Below are 17,082 nucleotides of genomic sequence, written 5' to 3' on the forward strand. Positions count from 1 at the left end.
GCGACTCCTTACAGCACTTCCGGCGCGAGCGAAACGATCTTCATGAATCGTTCGCTACGCAGTTCACGCGTCACCGGCCCGAAAATACGCGTGCCGATCGGCTCGAGCTTCGTATTCAAGAGGACAGCGGCATTGCCGTCGAACTTGATCAGCGAGCCATCCTGGCGACGCACGCCCTTGGCCGTGCGAACGACCACGGCGTTGTAAATTTCGCCCTTTTTCACGCGTCCGCGCGGCGTCGCTTCCTTGACGGTCACCTTGATGATGTCGCCAATGCTAGCGTAACGACGCTTCGAGCCGCCGAGCACCTTGATGCACATGACTTCACGCGCACCCGTGTTGTCGGCCACTTCAAGCCGAGTTTCGGTCTGGATCATGGTTTATCTTTCCCAACTTAATCCGGTCGCACCACCATGGCACATCCGGTCAGTCTTGGTCCCGTCAGCCAATCGGCTGCTTGGGTTAGAACAGGCAGCGAAGGCAGACGAAACCCGCCATCGCAATCCGGTGAATCTGTCGATACAGGCTGGCGCCTGAACCGGCTTCCCCCACCAATTTCGCCCGCGACGGGGCTCCCACAAAGAGGGAAGACCGAGATTATAACAAATAATCCCGGTCTTGCAAGCGAAACTTACTGCGATACCACTACTTACTGCATCGCGATACTTCAGCTCTAGATCACGCGAGCCGCTTCAACCAGCTTCGACACAACCCAGGCCTTCGTCTTTGAAATCGGACGCGTTTCCTGGATTTCGACGAGATCGCCTTCGTTGTACGTGTTCGCGTCATCGTGCGCGTGGTACTTCTTCGAGCGCACGACGTACTTGCCGTAGATCGGGTGCTTCACGCGGTGCTCGACCAGCACGGTAACCGTCTTGTCCATCTTGTTGCTGACGACCTTGCCGACCAGCGTCCGCTTGAGCGAGGTTTTTACGCTATCGTTCATTTCTGGTTCGCCTTTTCAGTCAGGACAGTCCGCACACGTGCGATGTCGCGACGAACCTTCTTCAGCTGGCTCGTGTTCGTGAGCTGCTGAGTCGCGAGTTGCATGCGCAGGCCGAATTGCGCCTTAAGCAGGTCCGACAGCTCTTTGTTGAGCGCGACCTGGTCCTTCTGGTGAAGTTCAGATGCCTTCATCGTTTACTCCTTAGGCGCCGAGCTGGCGGATAACGAAGTTCGTCTTCAGCGGCAGCTTGGCTGCAGCCAGACGGAACGCTTCGCGCGCCAGTTCTTCGGAGACACCGTCCATTTCGTACAGCATCTTGCCCGGTTGAATTTCAGCGACGTAGTACTCCGGGTTACCCTTACCGTTACCCATACGCACTTCTGCCGGCTTCTGCGAAATCGGCTTGTCCGGGAAAATGCGGATCCAGATCCGGCCGCCACGCTTGATGTGACGCGTCATTGCACGACGCGCCGCTTCGATTTGACGCGCGGTCAAACGGCCGCGACCGATAGCCTTCAGGCCATATTCACCGAACGACACCGCGTTGCCGCGCGTCGCCTTGCCGGTGTTACGACCCTTCTGCTCTTTGCGATACTTTCTGCGTTTCGGTTGCAGCATCGTTATTCTCCACTCTTCGCGTCACCGCCGGCGCCGCCACGACGGGGGCCGCCGCGGCGTGCACCAGCCGGCGCACCTTCACCGTCACGACGCGGACGGCGATCGCCACCCGGACGTGCGTTGCGACGCGGACGCTTCTCTTCCGCGGCTTCTTCCACTACCGGCGCTTCGTTGCGGCCGAGGGTGTCGCCCTTGTAGACCCACACCTTCACGCCGATGATGCCGTACGTAGTCTTCGCTTCGGACGTCGCGTAGTCGATATCGGCGCGCAGCGTATGGAGGGGCACGCGACCTTCGCGATACCACTCGGTACGAGCGATTTCAATACCGTTCAGACGGCCCGCGCTCATGATCTTGATGCCCTGGGCGCCAAGACGCATCGCGTTTTGCATCGCACGCTTCATCGCGCGGCGGAACATGATCCGGCGCTCGAGCTGCTGCGTGATGGAATCGGCGATCAGTTGAGCATCGGTTTCCGGCTTGCGTATTTCTTCGATGTTGACGTGAACCGGAACGCCCATGCGCTTTTGCAGCTCGGACTTCAGCAGTTCGATGTCCTCGCCCTTCTTGCCGATCACGACACCCGGACGCGAGCTGAAAATCGTGATGCGTGCGTTCTTTGCAGGACGCTCGATCACCACGCGACCGACGGACGCGTTCTTCAGCTTCTTCTTCAGGTACTCACGAACACCGATGTCTTCCTGCAACATCGCCGCGAAATTGTTGTTGTTCGCGTACCAGCGCGAAGCCCAATTGCGGCTGACGGCCAAACGGAAGCCAGTCGGATGAATTTTCTGTCCCATCGTATGGCTCCTTAATTCCCGACCGTCACAGTGATGTGACAGGATTGCTTCTCGATGCGGTTACCGCGACCCTTTGCGCGTGCGGTGAAACGCTTCAGCGAAGCGGCCTTGTCGACGTAGATGCTCGTGATCTTGAGCTCGTCGATATCGGCGCCTTCGTTGTGTTCCGCATTCGCGATCGCAGACAGCACGACCTTCTTGACGATACCCGCCGCCTTCTTCGGCGAGAACGTCAGGACGTTCAGCGCCTTGTCGACCGGCAAACCACGAATCTGGTCAGCCACAAGGCGCGTTTTCTGCGCCGAGATGCGGGCACCGCGATGAATTGCTTTCACTTCCATCTTGATAGCCCCTTATTTCTTGGCCTTCTTGTCGGCCGCGTGACCCTTGAACGTACGGGTCAGTGCGAACTCGCCAAGCTTGTGGCCGACCATGTTTTCCGTGACGTACACCGGAACGTGTTGACGGCCGTTGTGAACGGCGATCGTCAGACCGATGAAGTCCGGGAGAATCGTCGAGCGACGCGACCAGGTCTTGATCGGCTTCTTGTCGCGCGTAGCTGCAGCCGACTCAACTTTCTTCAGCAAATGAGCGTCGCAGAACGGACCTTTTTTAGCAGAACGTGTCATTGCCTACTCCTTAACGCTTGTGACGGCGCTGGACGATCATCGTCGTCGTGCGCTTGTTGCTGCGGGTGCGATAGCCCTTCGTCGGCGTGCCCCACGGGCTCACCGGATCGCGACCTGCAGCCGTCTTGCCTTCACCACCGCCGTGCGGGTGATCGACCGGGTTCATTGCAACACCACGCACCGTCGGACGGATGCCGCGCCAGCGATTCGCACCTGCCTTACCGATTTGACGGAGGCTATGCTCTTCGTTGCCGACTTCACCGATGGTTGCGCGGCACTCGACGTGCACGCGGCGAATTTCACCCGAACGCAGACGGACCTGCGCGTAGATGCCTTCACGTGCCAGCAGCATGGCCGACGTACCAGCCGAACGCGCGATTTGCGCGCCCTTGCCGGGCAGCATTTCGATGCAGTGGATCGTCGTACCGACCGGAATATTGCGGATCGGCAGGGTGTTACCTGCGCGAATCGGCGCTTCCGAACCGGACATCAGTTGCGCACCGACCGCCACGCCCTTCGGCGCGATGATGTAGCGACGCTCGCCGTCTGCGTACAGAACCAGCGCGATGTTCGCGCTACGGTTCGGGTCATACTCGAGACGCTCGACCTTTGCCGGAATGCCGTCCTTGTTGCGACGGAAATCGACGATACGGTAGTGCTGCTTATGACCGCCACCCTGGTGACGCGTGGTGATGCGACCGTTGTTGTTACGGCCCGCCGACTTGGATTGCGAGTCGAGCAGCGCAGCGTGCGGCTTGCCCTTGTGCAGATCCTTGTTGACGATTTTGACCATCGCGCGGCGACCCGGCGAGGTCGGCTTAACTTTCACGATTGCCATGATTACTTGGCCTCCGCTTCAAAGTTGATTTCCTGGCCGGGCTTCAGGCAGACGTATGCCTTCTTCACGTCCTTGCGCTTGCCGTTGAAGCGGCCAAAGCGCTTGGCTTTGCCCTTCGTGACGAGTACGTTGACGGAATTGACTTCGACCTTGAACAGCAGCTCGACAGCAGCCTTGACTTCCTGCTTCGTGGCGTCCGGCGCGACTTCGAACACAACTTGTTCGTTCTTGTCGGCAACCAGCGTCGCCTTTTCGGAGATCACCGGCGCGAGCAGAACTTGCATCAAACGATGATCGTTTTTGCGAACTTCGCTCATGACAGCAACTCCTCGATCTGAGCGACCGCAGCCTTCGTGATCAGAATCTTCTTGAAGTAGATCAGCGAGAGCGGGTCGGCGTAACGCGGCTCGACAACCGCCACGTGGGCCAGGTTGCGCGACGCGAGGTACAGGTTTTCGTCGACCGTATCGGTGATGACCAACACGGAGTCGAGACCCATCGCCTTGAATTTATCAGCCAACAGCTTGGTCTTCGGCGCTTCGAGCGCGAGATCCTCGACCACCGAGATACGGCCTTCGCGAGCCAACTGCGAGAAGATCGAGCAGAGGCCTGCGCGATGCATCTTCTTGTTGACCTTGTGCGAGAAGTTTTCTTCCGGCGAGTTCGGGAAAATGCGACCACCGCCACGCCACAACGGGCTCGACGACATACCGGCACGAGCGCGGCCCGTACCCTTCTGGCGCCACGGCTTTTTCGTGGTGTGCTTGACCTGCTCACGGTCTTTCTGAGCGCGGTTGCCGCTGCGTGCGTTCGCCTGATAAGCGACGACGACTTGGTGAATCAGGGCTTCGTTGTAATCGCGACCGAACACGACGTCCGATGCGGTCACGCCAGCACCTTCCTGACCATTGGCATTCAGGAGCTTAAGTTCCATTATTTCGCTCCTTTCGCAGCACGGGTCTTGACGGCCGGCGTCACGAAGACCTTGCCGCCCTTCGCACCAGGAACAGCACCGCGGACGAGCAGCAGATTGCGCTCAGCGTCGATGCGGGCGATTTCGAGATTCTGGACCGTGACGGTCTCGTCACCGAGGTGACCCGTCATGCGCTTGCCGGGGAACACGCGACCCGGATCCTGCGCCATACCGATCGAACCCGGAACGTTGTGCGAACGCGAGTTACCGTGCGATGCGCGGCCCGAAGCGAAGTTGTAACGCTTGATGGTACCGGCATAGCCTTTACCGATCGACGTGCCTTGCACATCAACCTTCTGGCCGACTTCGAAAATGTCCGTACCGATGACCGCGCCGTTCGACAGTTCACCTGCCTTGGCGGTATCGATATGGAATTCGCGGAGGATTTCACCGGCTTGAACGCCGGCTTTGGCGAGGTGACCCGCCAACGGCTTCGTCACGCGCGAAGCGCGGCGAGTACCGAATGCAACCTGAACGGCGGTATAACCATCCGTTTCAACGGTCTTGATCTGCGTCACACGGTTGTCCGACACGTCCAGCACGGTGACGGGGATCGAGTCCCCCTCAGGCGTGAAGATACGGGTCATGCCAACCTTGCGACCTACGAGTCCAAGGCTCATCGTTTTCTCCATTCCCGACTGCGATTGGTCGGGGCTGATTACAAAATGTCCGCTTTACTACGAGAAGCAAGGCGAACTTTTTTGCGCGAATGCGCGAAAAGCCTTGGAGTATAACAAGGCTTTTCGTTTTCTGCAAGCAATCAAAGACTTAGCTCCATCCGGGAGGCCGGCGGAGCTTTGTAGGCTTACTGCAGCTTAATTTCGACGTCCACACCTGCCGGCAGGTCGAGCTTCATCAGCGCGTCGACGGTCTTGTCCGTCGGATCGACGATGTCCATCAGGCGTTGGTGCGTACGGATTTCGAGCTGGTCGCGCGACGTCTTGTTGACGTGCGGCGAACGCAGGATGTCAAAACGCTGAATACGCGTCGGCAGCGGCACCGGGCCACGGACGATCGCGCCAGTCCGCTTCGCCGTATCGACGATCTCGGCTGCCGATTGATCGATCAGGCGATAGTCGAAAGCCTTCAGACGAATGCGGATTTTCTGGTTCTGCATGACGATTCCTTAAAAAGAGCGAGGCGGTATTGCGCCGCCGATTGTGCGAAAGAGCGAGGAACCGGGCATTCGCTTAGGGCGAACATCCGGTCCCGGTCACGTTACTTCAGTACAACAGCTTCAAAGAAGACCGAGATCTTACTCGATAATCTTCGCAACGACACCTGCGCCGACGGTACGGCCGCCTTCGCGGATCGCGAAGCGCAGACCTTCTTCCATGGCGATCGGGGCGATCAGCTTGACCGTGATCGACACGTTGTCGCCCGGCATCACCATTTCCTTGTCCTTCGGCAGCTCGATCGAACCAGTCACGTCCGTCGTACGGAAGTAGAACTGCGGACGGTAGTTGTTGAAGAACGGCGTGTGACGGCCGCCTTCGTCCTTGCTCAGCACGTACACTTCAGCGGTGAAGTGCGTGTGCGGCGTGATCGAACCCGGCTTGGCCAGCACCTGGCCGCGCTCGACGTCTTCACGCTTCGTGCCGCGCAGCAGGATACCGACGTTGTCGCCCGCTTGACCTTGGTCGAGCAGCTTGCGGAACATTTCCACGCCCGTGCAGGTCGTCTTCACCGTCGGCTTGATACCGACGATTTCGATTTCCTCGCCGACCTTCACCACACCACGCTCGACGCGACCCGTCACCACCGTGCCGCGACCCGAGATCGAGAACACGTCTTCCACCGGCATCAGGAACGCGCCGTCCACTGCGCGCTCCGGCGTCGGGATGTACGTGTCCAGCGCGTCGGCCAGGTTCATGATCGCCACTTCGCCCAGCTCGCCCGTGTCGCCTTCCAGCGCGAGCTTGGCCGAACCCTTGATGATCGGGGTGTCGTCGCCCGGGAAGTCGTACTTCGAGAGAAGCTCACGCACTTCCATTTCGACGAGCTCGAGCAGCTCGGCGTCGTCCACCATGTCGCACTTGTTCAGGAACACGATGATGTACGGCACGCCGACCTGACGCGCCAGCAGGATGTGCTCACGCGTTTGCGGCATCGGGCCGTCGGCGGCCGAGCACACCAGGATCGCGCCGTCCATCTGCGCGGCGCCCGTGATCATGTTCTTCACATAGTCAGCGTGGCCCGGGCAGTCGACGTGTGCGTAGTGGCGGTTAGCCGTTTCGTACTCGACGTGCGCGGTGTTGATGGTGATACCACGTGCCTTTTCTTCCGGCGCCGCGTCGATCTGGTCGTACGCCTTGGCTTCGCCGCCGAACTTCTTGGTCAGCACCGTCGTGATCGCTGCCGTCAGCGTGGTCTTGCCGTGGTCAACGTGACCGATCGTGCCCACGTTCACGTGCGGCTTGGTCCGCTCGAATTTACCTTTTGCCATGATTACCTTCTTTCAAAGTTTGGTTATCGGTTGAAGCTTGTGGCTTGCGCCGAATGACTTGCGGGTATTACTTACCCTTCGCGTTGATGATCGCTTCGGCAACGTTACGCGGAGCTTCAGCATAGTGCTTGAATTCCATCGTGTACGTGGCACGGCCTTGCGACAGCGAGCGCAGCGAGGTCGAGTAGCCGAACATTTCCGACAGCGGCACTTCGGCGCGAACGATCTTGCCGCCGCCGATCATGTCTTCCATGCCTTGGACGATACCGCGACGGCCCGACAAATCGCCCATCACGTTGCCCATGTAGTCTTCCGGCGTTTCGACTTCCACGGCCATCATCGGTTCGAGGATGACCGGGCTTGCCTTGCGCATCGCTTCCTTGAAGGCCATCGAGCCGGCCATGCGGAACGCGTTTTCGTTCGAGTCGACGTCGTGGTACGAACCGAACGTCAGGTGAACCTTCACGTCGACGACCGGGAAGCCAGCCAGCACGCCCGATTTCAACGTTTCCTGGATACCCTTGTCCACGGCCGGGATGTATTCGCGCGGAATCACGCCGCCCTTGATCTCGTCCAGGAACTCGTAGCCCTTGCCTTGTTCGTTCGGCTCGAGCGTGATGACCGCGTGGCCGTACTGGCCGCGACCACCCGACTGCTTGACGAACTTGCCGTCGACATCGGCCGCCGTCGTGCGAATGGTTTCGCGGTAGGCAACCTGCGGCTTGCCGACGGTTGCTTCCACGCCGAATTCGCGCTTCATCCGGTCGACCAGAATTTCGAGGTGAAGCTCGCCCATACCCGAAATGATGGTCTGGCCCGATTCTTCGTCCGTTTGAACGCGGAACGAAGGATCTTCCTGAGCCAGACGATTCAACGCCAGACCCATCTTCTCCTGGTCGGGCTTGGTCTTCGGCTCGACTGCCTGCGAAATCACCGGCTCCGGAAAAATCATGCGTTCGAGCACGATCGGGCTCTGCGGGTCGCACAATGTGTCGCCCGTGGTCGCTTCCTTCAGGCCAACGGCCGCTGCGATGTCGCCTGCGCGCACTTCCTTGATTTCTTCGCGCTGGTTCGCGTGCATTTGCAGAATACGACCGAGACGCTCTTTCTTGTCCTTCGTCGCGTTTAGCACCGTGTCACCCGAATTCACCACGCCCGAATACACACGGAAGAAGATCAGTTGGCCGACGAACGGGTCGGTCATGATCTTGAATGCCAGCGACGAAAACTTCTCGTCGTCGGCAGCGCGGCGCTCACCCTTCTCACCGTTTTCGAGTTCGCCGGTAACCGGCGGAATGTCGACCGGCGACGGCAGGAAGTCGATCACGGCGTCGAGCATGCGCTGCACGCCCTTGTTCTTGAACGCGGTGCCGCACAGCATGGGCTGAATTTCGCACGCGATGGTCCGGTCGCGGATCGCCTTGACAATTTCCGCTTCGGTCAACTCTTCGCCGCCGAGGTACTTTTCCATCAGCTCTTCGCTGGCTTCCGCAGCCGACTCGATCATCTTCTCGCGCCACTCGTTGCACGTGTCAACGAGTTCGGCCGGGATGTCGACGTAGTCGAACTTCGTACCTTGCGACGCTTCGTCCCAAATGATCGCCTTCATCTTCAGCAGATCGACGACGCCCTTGAAGTTTTCTTCCGAGCCGATCGGCACGACGACGGGCACCGGGTTCGCCTTCAGACGCGTCTTGAGCTGGTCGTAGACCTTGAAGAAGTTCGCGCCGGTACGGTCCATCTTGTTGACGAACGCGAGGCGGGGAACCTTGTACTTGTTCGCCTGACGCCACACGGTTTCCGACTGCGGCTGCACGCCGCCCACGGCGCAGTAGACCATGCACGCGCCGTCGAGGACGCGCATCGAGCGTTCCACTTCGATCGTGAAGTCGACGTGTCCCGGGGTGTCGATGATGTTAATGCGGTGCTCGGGATAGTTGCCGCCCATGCCCTTCCAGAAGGCCGTGGTAGCAGCCGACGTGATGGTGATGCCGCGCTCCTGCTCCTGTTCCATCCAGTCCATCGTTGCCGCGCCGTCGTGAACTTCACCGATCTTGTGGTTCACGCCCGTGTAGAACAGGATGCGCTCGGTCGTCGTCGTTTTGCCGGCGTCGATGTGAGCGCTAATACCGATGTTGCGGTAGCGCTCGATAGGTGTCTTGCGAGCCACTTTGGATCCTTTATTCGGTCGACGCGCCGACTCGTTCAACGAGCCGGCAGCGCCCTAACACAAACGGGCGAGGCGCCGAACATAGCGCACCCGCCCTGATTTTTCCGTTGCCCTATCAGCGGGAGCTTAGAAACGGAAATGCGAGAATGCCTTGTTAGCCTCTGCCATGCGGTGAACTTCGTCGCGCTTCTTCATCGCGCCGCCGCGGCCTTCGGCCGCTTCGGAGAGCTCACCTGCCAGGCGCAGGGCCATCGACTTTTCGCTGCGCTTCTTCGCGGCTTCACGCAACCAACGCATCGCCAATGCCATACGACGCGAGGGACGCACTTCGACCGGAACTTGATAGTTCGCACCACCAACGCGACGGCTCTTCACTTCGACCACCGGCTTCACGTTGTTGAGCGCGACCGTGAACACTTCCAGCGGGTCCTTGCCACCCTTGGTCTGGATCTGTTCAAAAGCGCCGTACACGATGCGTTCGGCTACCGACTTCTTGCCGGACAACATCAGCACGTTCATGAACTTGGCTACATCTACGTTGCCGAACTTCGGATCCGGCAATACTTCCCGCTTGGGGACTTCGCGACGACGCGGCATGATTCTTCCTTTACCTTTTCAGTTGGAGCGTATTTCCGCTCCGCGGCCACCAACTAACCCGATCCATCTCTCGACTAAACCAGCTTGGCCGGGTGACCACTTACTCGACAGCACCGGCACATCCGGCACTACCGCATTAACCGCCTTGCGGCGACCTGAAACCACTTCGACTGCACGAACCGGCTATTACTTGCCAGCCTTGGCACGCTTCGCACCGTACTTCGAGCGAGCCTGCTTACGATCCTTGACGCCCTGGGTATCGAGCGAGCCGCGAACCATGTGGTAACGCACACCCGGCAAGTCCTTCACACGGCCGCCGCGAATCAGCACGACCGAGTGTTCCTGCAGGTTGTGGCCTTCACCACCGATGTACGAAATGACTTCAAAGCCGTTCGTCAGGCGAACCTTCGCAACCTTACGAAGTGCCGAGTTCGGCTTTTTCGGCGTCGTCGTGTACACGCGGGTGCACACGCCGCGACGCTGCGGGCAGTCCTGCAGGGCCGGCGACTTGCTCTTCGTCGTTTCCGACGTGCGGCCTTTGCGAACCAGTTGATTGATGGTTGGCATCGTTTAATCCTAGAAATGAACAAAATCGGCGCAATTCCGAACGGGCAAAGCGAAGGAATCGCGCGTCTGACCTTCTCGTAAGTGGCTTCCGTTCCTGCGGGCCTGAGCTTAGACAGGATCCCGAAACGGACCAAGAACGAGAACCTAGCATGATAGTCCGGAAATGCTAGTCCGGTCAATACGTTGCGTGAGTTTCTGGCTGGCTCGCGCAGGCGGCGTCAGTCCGCGCCGACCACGTCGAGCAGTTCGTCGCCGAAACGCTCCAGTTTCCGCACGCCGATGCCCGGAATGTGGCGCAGGTCGTCGATCGTATCGGGATCGCTGCGTGCGATCTCGGCAAGCGTCGCGTCGTGGAAGATGACATACGCCGGCACGCCATCGGTCTTCGCGGTCTCCGCGCGCCACGTCCGCAAGCGATCCCATCGCGCTTTTTCGCGCGGCGACATCCCCGCAGTCGGATCGGCGCGTTCGCCGGTTCGTCCGGACGACTGCCGGTTGCGCACCGGCTTCACGTATTTGCGCAGCGTGACGCGCTCCTCGCCCTTCAGCACAGGCTTGCTCGCGTCGGTCAGCACGAGCGCCCCGAAACCGTCATGGTCGACGGCGAGAAACCCGAACGCGACCAGTTGCCTGAAAACCGCGCGCCACTCCGGCTCGGAAAGGCTCGCGCCGACGCCGAAGGTGGACAGCTTGTCGTGCCCGCGCTGCAACACTTTCTCGCTGCGCGTGCCGCGCAAGATGTCGATCAAATGGCCGGCGCCGAAGCGAAAGCCGCTGGCCTTCTGCGCGCGGTACACGCACGACAACGCCATCTGCGCCTCGCGCGTCGCATCCCACGATGCCGGCGGGTCCAGACACGTATCGCAGTTGCCGCACGGCGTGCTCGTCTCGCCGAAGTAGGCGAGCAGACGCACACGACGGCACGTCGCGGCTTCGCAGAGCCCGAGGAGCGCATCCAGCTTGCCCGTCTGCACTCGCTTGTGTGCATCGTCGGCGTCGGATTCGTCGATCATCTTGCGTTGCTGGACGACATCGCCCAGGCCGTACGCCATCCATGCGTTCGCGGGCAGACCGTCGCGGCCCGCGCGCCCGGTCTCTTGGTAATAGCCCTCGACGCTCTTCGGCAAGTCCAGGTGCGCGACGAAGCGCACGTCGGGCTTGTCGATACCCATGCCGAAGGCGATCGTCGCGCACATCACGATGCCTTCTTCGCGCTGAAACATCTCCTGATGCTTCTGACGCGTCTCGAACTCCATGCCGGCGTGGTACGGCAACGCGCGAACGCCCTGCCCCTTGAGCCAGTCCGCCGTTTCTTCCACCTTGCGGCGCGAGAGGCAATAGACCACGCCCGCGTCCGTCGTGCCGTCCTTGTTGGTATGCTCGGCGCGAATGAAGTCGAGCAATTGCGACCGCGCGTTGTCCTTCTCGACAATGCGATAGCGGATATTCGGCCGGTCGAAGCTCGACACGAAGATGCGCGCGTCGTCGAGCGCGAGCCGATGCACGATTTCATCGCGCGTGATGGCATCGGCGGTTGCGGTGAGCGCGATGCGCGGCACGTTCGGGAATCGCTCGTGCAGCACCGACAGCTGAATGTATTCGGGCCGGAAGTCGTGGCCCCATTGCGAAACGCAATGCGCCTCGTCGATCGCGAACAGCCCGATGGGCGCGCTTTCGAGCAGATCGAGAAAACGCGGCGTCATGAGACGCTCCGGCGCGACGTACAGCAGATCGATGCTGCCGTTGCGTAGCGCGCGCTCGGTCGCGGCGGCTTCCGCGCCCGAGAGCATCGAATTGAGATACGCGGCGCGCACGCCGACTTCGGTCAGCGCGGCAACCTGATCCTGCATTAGCGCGATCAGCGGCGAAACCACGATGCCCGCGCCGAAGCCCGCCTCTTTGCGCACCAGCGACGGAATCTGATAGCACAGCGATTTTCCGCCGCCCGTCGGCATCAACACGAGTGAATCGCCGCCGTTCGCGACATGTTCGACGATTTCCGCCTGCTGTCCGCGAAAGGCCGGATAGCCGAAAACTTCGTTGAGAATTTTTAGCGGACGGGACATAGAGAACGAGCGCGAACTGCGGCGTGGAGGATAACGAATTCTATCAATGCGAGCGCAGGCGCCCGCGCGTGAATTGCACCGTTGGCCATTCGGCCGAGGTGCGAATCGAAAAGAAGGGATGAAAAAAAACCGCCCGGCGGAAACCGGGCGGTTCGAGATGCTACCAGCGAAAGACGCTTACTCGTTGGTGTGCGGCTGCTGCTCCGTTGCCGGGGCTTCCGGCGTACCGAAATCGAATGCCTCTTCGGCAGCGATCTGGTCGAAGCGTTCGCGATCCGCCGACTCCTTCGTCTTGCGGGCCTTGTGGAACGCGAGACCCGTACCGGCCGGAATCAGACGGCCGACGATCACGTTTTCCTTCAGACCGCGCAGATCGTCGCGCTTGCCCATGATCGCCGCTTCGGTCAGCACGCGAGTCGTTTCCTGGAACGACGCCGCCGAGATGAACGAATCGGTCGAGAGCGATGCCTTCGTGATACCGAGCAGCACGTTCTCGTACGTCGCCGGACGCTTGTCTTCCGCGATCATGCGGTCGTTCTCGTCAAGCATGTCCGACCGCTCGACTTGTTCGCCCGGAATGAAACGCGTATCGCCGTTGTCGACGATCTGCACGCGGCGCAGCATCTGACGCACGATCACTTCGATGTGCTTGTCGTTGATCTTCACGCCTTGCAGACGGTACACGTCCTGCACTTCGTCCACGATGTAGCGCGACAACGCCTCGATACCCTGCAGACGCAGAATGTCGTGCGGATCGGCCGGGCCGTCCACGATCATTTCGCCCTTGTTGACGACCTGACCATCGTGAACCAGCACCTGCTTTTCCTTCGCGATCAGGAACTCGTGCTGATTGCCCTCGAGGTCCGTGATGACGAGACGCTGCTTGCCCTTCGTGTCCTTACCGAACGACGTCGTGCCCGTGACTTCCGCCAGAATGCCGGCGTCCTTCGGCGAGCGCGCTTCGAACAGTTCGGCCACGCGCGGCAGACCACCGGTAATGTCACGCGTCTTCTGCGCTTCAACCGGGATACGCGCCAGCACTTCACCGACCTGCACTTGCTGACCATCCTTCACGGTGATCAGTGCGCCGACCTGGAAGCCGATCTGCACCGAATGCTCGGTGTTCGGAATCTTCACTTCCTCGCCGTTCGCGTCGAGCAGTTTCACCTGCGGACGCACCGTCTTGGAAGCCTGCGAACCGCGACGCTTCACGTCGATCACGACGAGCGTCGACAGACCGGTCACGTCGTCGATCTGCTTGGCGACCGTCACGCCTTCCTCGACGTTTTCGAACTTCACCGTACCGCCCCACTCGGTGATGATCGGACGCGTCAGCGGATCCCATTGAGCCAGTTGCGCACCGGCCTTGATCTGCGCGCCGTCGAGCTGCAGCAGCGTTGCGCCGTACGGAACCTTGTGGCGCTCACGCTCGCGACCGAAGTCGTCCGCGATGATTGCTTCGCCCGAACGCGAAATCACGACTTGCTCGCCCTTCGCGTTCGTCACGTAGCGCATCGTGGCCGTGAAGCGCACCGTACCGTTGCTCTTCGCTTCCACCGTCGATGCAACCGCCGCACGCGACGCCGCACCACCGATGTGGAACGTACGCATGGTCAGCTGCGTGCCCGGCTCACCGATCGACTGAGCAGCGATCACACCGACTGCTTCGCCGACGTTCACGCGCGAACCGCGGCCGAGGTCGCGGCCGTAGCATGCGGCGCACAGCCCGTAGCGCGTTTCGCAGGTGAGCGGCGTGCGCACGCGCACTTCGTCGATGCCCAGGCGCTCGATGTCTTCCACCGCGTCTTCGTCGAGCAGATCGCCCGACGCATACAGCGTTTCCTGCGTTTCCGGATTGACGACGTCTGCCACCGCGACGCGACCGAGAATACGGTCACGCAACGCTTCGACGACTTCACCGCCTTCGACCAACGCCTTCATCGCCACGCCGTTCGACGTACCGCAATCGTCTTCGACCACGACGAGATCCTGCGTCACGTCCACGAGACGCCGCGTCAGGTAACCCGAGTTCGCCGTCTTCAGTGCCGTATCCGCCAGACCTTTACGTGCGCCGTGGGTCGAGATGAAGTACTGAAGCACGTTCAGGCCTTCGCGGAAGTTCGCGGTAATCGGCGTTTCGATGATCGAGCCGTCCGGCTTCGCCATCAGGCCGCGCATACCGGCCAGCTGACGAATCTGCACCGCGGAACCCCGCGCGCCCGAGTCGGCCATCATGTAGATGGAGTTGAACGACTCCTGCTTCGTTTCCTTGCCGTCGCGATCGACCACGGGCTCGGTTGCGAGCTGCTCCATCATCGCCTTGCCGACGCTTTCCGACGTTGCCGACCAGATGTCGACCACGTTGTTGTAGCGTTCCTGCGCGGTGACGAGACCCGACATGTACTGACGGTCGTACTCCTTCACCTTCTTAGCGGCGTCGCCGACGATCGTCTCTTTCTGCGGCGGCACGAGCATGTCGTCCACGCAGATCGAGATACCGGCGCGCGTCGCGAGGCGGAAGCCCATCTGCATCAGCTGGTCGGCGAAGATCACCGTTTCGCGCAGACCGCACTTGCGGAACGCCGTGTTGATCAGGCGCGAGATTTCCTTCTTCTTCAGCGGCTTGTTCAGCACCGAGAAAGGCAGGCCCGGCGGCAGAATCTCCGACAGGATCGAGCGGCCAACAGTCGTCGGGTACAGCGTGACCTTCGGCACGAACTTCGGCGCGCCTTCGCTCGTGTCTTCGTTCGCCACCATTTCGGTGATACGCACGTTGACGCGCGAAGCCAGCTCGACTTCCTTGTTCTCGTACGCGCGGATCACTTCCGACACGCCCGTGAACGTCAGCCCTTCGCCCTTGCCGTTGATCGCTTCACGCGACGCGTAGTACAGGCCGAGCACGATATCCTGCGACGGCACGATCGACGGATCGCCGTTGGCCGGGAACAGGACGTTGTTCGACGCCAGCATCAGCGTGCGCGCTTCCATCTGCGCTTCGAGCGACAGCGGCACGTGAACAGCCATCTGGTCACCGTCGAAGTCGGCGTTGAACGCCGCGCAAACGAGCGGATGCAGCTGGATTGCCTTACCTTCGATCAGCACCGGCTCGAAAGCCTGAATGCCAAGACGGTGCAGCGTCGGCGCACGGTTCAGCATGACCGGATGCTCGCGGATCACCTCTTCGAGGATGTCCCACACCACCGGCGTCTGGTTCTCGACTTCCTTCTTCGCAGCCTTGATGGTGGTCGCGACACCCATCACTTCGAGCTTGTTGAAGATGAACGGCTTGAACAGTTCGAGCGCCATCAGCTTCGGCAGGCCGCACTGATGCAGCTTCAGCGTCGGACCGACCACGATCACCGAACGGCCCGAATAGTCCACGCGCTTACCGAGCAAGTTCTGACGGAAGCGACCGCCCTTGCCCTTGATCATGTCAGCGAGCGACTTCAGCGGACGCTTGTTCGCGCCGGTCATGGCCTTACCGCGGCGGCCGTTGTCGAGCAGCGAATCGACGGCTTCCTGCAGCATCCGCTTTTCGTTGCGGACGATGATTTCAGGCGCCTTCAGTTCGAGCAGACGCTTCAACCGGTTGTTACGGTTGATCACGCGGCGATACAGGTCGTTCAGGTCCGACGTCGCGAAGCGGCCGCCGTCGAGCGGCACGAGCGGACGCAGTTCCGGCGGCAGCACCGGCAGTACTTCGAGCACCATCCAGTCAGGCTTGATGCCCGAACGCTGGAACGCCTCGAGCACCTTCAGGCGCTTCGCGTACTTCTTGATCTTCGCTTCCGAGCCCGTGTTCTTGAGCTCGGTGCGCAGCAGTTCGACCTGCTCGTCGATGTTGATCGAACGCAGCAGTTCGCGCACGCCTTCCGCGCCCATTTCGGCGCGGAACTCGTCACCGTACTCCTCGACCTTGTTGTAGTAATCCTCTTCGGTCATGATCTGCCGCGCTTTCAGCGGCGTCATGCCCGGATCGATCACGACGTAGGCTTCGAAGTACAGCACGCGCTCGATGTCGCGCAGCGTCATGTCGAGCACCATGCCCAGACGCGACGGCAGCGACTTCAGGAACCAGATGTGCGCAACCGGCGAAGCCAGTTCGATGTGGCCCATGCGCTCGCGGCGCACCTTCGCCAGCGTCACTTCGACGCCGCACTTCTCGCAGATCACGCCACGGTGCTTCAGGCGCTTGTACTTGCCGCACAGGCACTCGTAGTCCTTGATCGGCCCGAAAATCTTGGCGCAAAACAGACCATCCCGCTCCGGCTTGAACGTGCGGTAGTTGATGGTCTCCGGCTTCTTCACTTCGCCGAACGACCACGAACGGATCTTGTCGGGCGACGCGAGGCCGATCTTGATCGCATCAAAAACTTCTTCTTGTTGGACTTGCTTGAATAGATCGAGCAGAGCTTTCATTGCTTTCTCT

Annotated in this window: 18 protein-coding genes; all 18 read right to left on the reverse strand. The window is 60.5% G+C overall.

Annotation, left to right across the window (positions count from 1 at the left end; all coding sequences use genetic code 11):
* Positions 1 to 8 precede the first annotated feature (8 nt).
* The 18 genes from rplN to rpoC all read right to left on the reverse strand — a co-directional run bounded on the left by rplN (position 9) and on the right by rpoC (position 17,072).
* Positions 9 to 377, reverse strand: a complete 369-nt coding sequence (gene rplN / locus GV035_RS22760) for a 50S ribosomal protein L14 (RefSeq protein ID WP_006998478.1) — start codon at positions 375 to 377, stop codon at positions 9 to 11.
* A gap of 296 nt (positions 378 to 673) precedes the next feature.
* Positions 674 to 946, reverse strand: a complete 273-nt coding sequence (gene rpsQ, locus GV035_RS22765; protein WP_008343854.1) for a 30S ribosomal protein S17 — start codon at positions 944 to 946, stop codon at positions 674 to 676.
* Positions 943 to 1,137, reverse strand: coding sequence for a 50S ribosomal protein L29 (gene rpmC / locus GV035_RS22770; RefSeq protein WP_159837178.1), 195 nt, complete (start codon positions 1,135 to 1,137; stop codon positions 943 to 945). Before rpmC ends, rpsQ begins: the two co-directional genes overlap by 4 nt.
* Before the next feature lie 10 nt (positions 1,138 to 1,147).
* A complete protein-coding gene (gene rplP, locus GV035_RS22775) occupies positions 1,148 to 1,564 on the reverse strand; it encodes a 50S ribosomal protein L16 (protein ID WP_035967605.1) in 417 nt (138 codons plus the stop codon).
* 2 nt (positions 1,565 to 1,566) lie between these two features.
* The gene (rpsC, locus tag GV035_RS22780; protein WP_159837179.1) at positions 1,567 to 2,367 is read right to left on the reverse strand and encodes a 30S ribosomal protein S3; all 801 of its coding nucleotides are present in this window, start codon (positions 2,365 to 2,367) and stop codon (positions 1,567 to 1,569) included.
* 11 nt (positions 2,368 to 2,378) lie between these two features.
* The gene (gene rplV, locus GV035_RS22785) at positions 2,379 to 2,708 is read right to left on the reverse strand and encodes a 50S ribosomal protein L22 (RefSeq protein ID WP_007730533.1); all 330 of its coding nucleotides are present in this window, start codon (positions 2,706 to 2,708) and stop codon (positions 2,379 to 2,381) included.
* Between the two features lie 12 nt (positions 2,709 to 2,720).
* Complete coding sequence (gene rpsS, locus GV035_RS22790) at positions 2,721 to 2,996, reverse strand: 30S ribosomal protein S19 (protein ID WP_035506764.1); 276 nt, start codon at positions 2,994 to 2,996, stop codon at positions 2,721 to 2,723.
* Between the two features lie 10 nt (positions 2,997 to 3,006).
* Positions 3,007 to 3,834, reverse strand: coding sequence for a 50S ribosomal protein L2 (gene rplB / locus GV035_RS22795; protein WP_159837180.1), 828 nt, complete (start codon positions 3,832 to 3,834; stop codon positions 3,007 to 3,009).
* Between the two features lie 2 nt (positions 3,835 to 3,836).
* Positions 3,837 to 4,151 carry a 50S ribosomal protein L23 gene (gene rplW / locus GV035_RS22800; RefSeq protein ID WP_035967599.1) on the reverse strand — a complete coding sequence of 105 codons (315 nt, stop codon included), beginning with the start codon at positions 4,149 to 4,151 and terminating at the stop codon, positions 3,837 to 3,839.
* Positions 4,148 to 4,768, reverse strand: a complete 621-nt coding sequence (gene rplD / locus GV035_RS22805; protein ID WP_040050472.1) for a 50S ribosomal protein L4 — start codon at positions 4,766 to 4,768, stop codon at positions 4,148 to 4,150. Before rplD ends, rplW begins: the two co-directional genes overlap by 4 nt.
* Positions 4,768 to 5,427 (reverse strand): 50S ribosomal protein L3, encoded by a 660-nt coding sequence (gene rplC / locus GV035_RS22810; RefSeq protein ID WP_159837181.1) that lies wholly within the window; start codon positions 5,425 to 5,427, stop codon positions 4,768 to 4,770. The genes rplD and rplC overlap by 1 nt, the downstream gene beginning before the upstream one ends.
* A gap of 185 nt (positions 5,428 to 5,612) precedes the next feature.
* Positions 5,613 to 5,924: a 30S ribosomal protein S10 gene (rpsJ, locus tag GV035_RS22815; protein WP_006998489.1), complete on the reverse strand. Its 312-nt coding sequence runs from the start codon at positions 5,922 to 5,924 to the stop codon at positions 5,613 to 5,615.
* 138 nt (positions 5,925 to 6,062) lie between these two features.
* Complete coding sequence (tuf, locus tag GV035_RS22820) at positions 6,063 to 7,253, reverse strand: elongation factor Tu (RefSeq protein WP_090541958.1); 1,191 nt, start codon at positions 7,251 to 7,253, stop codon at positions 6,063 to 6,065.
* A 67-nt stretch (positions 7,254 to 7,320) separates the two neighbouring features.
* A complete protein-coding gene (gene fusA / locus GV035_RS22825; protein WP_159837182.1) occupies positions 7,321 to 9,423 on the reverse strand; it encodes an elongation factor G in 2,103 nt (700 codons plus the stop codon).
* A 126-nt stretch (positions 9,424 to 9,549) separates the two neighbouring features.
* Positions 9,550 to 10,020, reverse strand: a complete 471-nt coding sequence (rpsG, locus tag GV035_RS22830; protein ID WP_006053291.1) for a 30S ribosomal protein S7 — start codon at positions 10,018 to 10,020, stop codon at positions 9,550 to 9,552.
* A gap of 186 nt (positions 10,021 to 10,206) precedes the next feature.
* Positions 10,207 to 10,587, reverse strand: coding sequence for a 30S ribosomal protein S12 (gene rpsL, locus GV035_RS22835; protein ID WP_006053290.1), 381 nt, complete (start codon positions 10,585 to 10,587; stop codon positions 10,207 to 10,209).
* 218 nt (positions 10,588 to 10,805) lie between these two features.
* Entirely contained in the window at positions 10,806 to 12,653 is a 1,848-nt protein-coding gene (gene recQ / locus GV035_RS22840) for a DNA helicase RecQ (protein WP_159837183.1), read from the reverse strand.
* Positions 12,654 to 12,830: 177 nt separating this feature from the next.
* Entirely contained in the window at positions 12,831 to 17,072 is a 4,242-nt protein-coding gene (rpoC, locus tag GV035_RS22845; protein WP_159837184.1) for a DNA-directed RNA polymerase subunit beta', read from the reverse strand.
* Positions 17,073 to 17,082: the final 10 nt, after the last annotated feature.

This window comes from Burkholderia sp. 8Y (genome assembly GCF_902506145.1).
Taxonomy (GTDB): domain Bacteria; phylum Pseudomonadota; class Gammaproteobacteria; order Burkholderiales; family Burkholderiaceae; genus Caballeronia.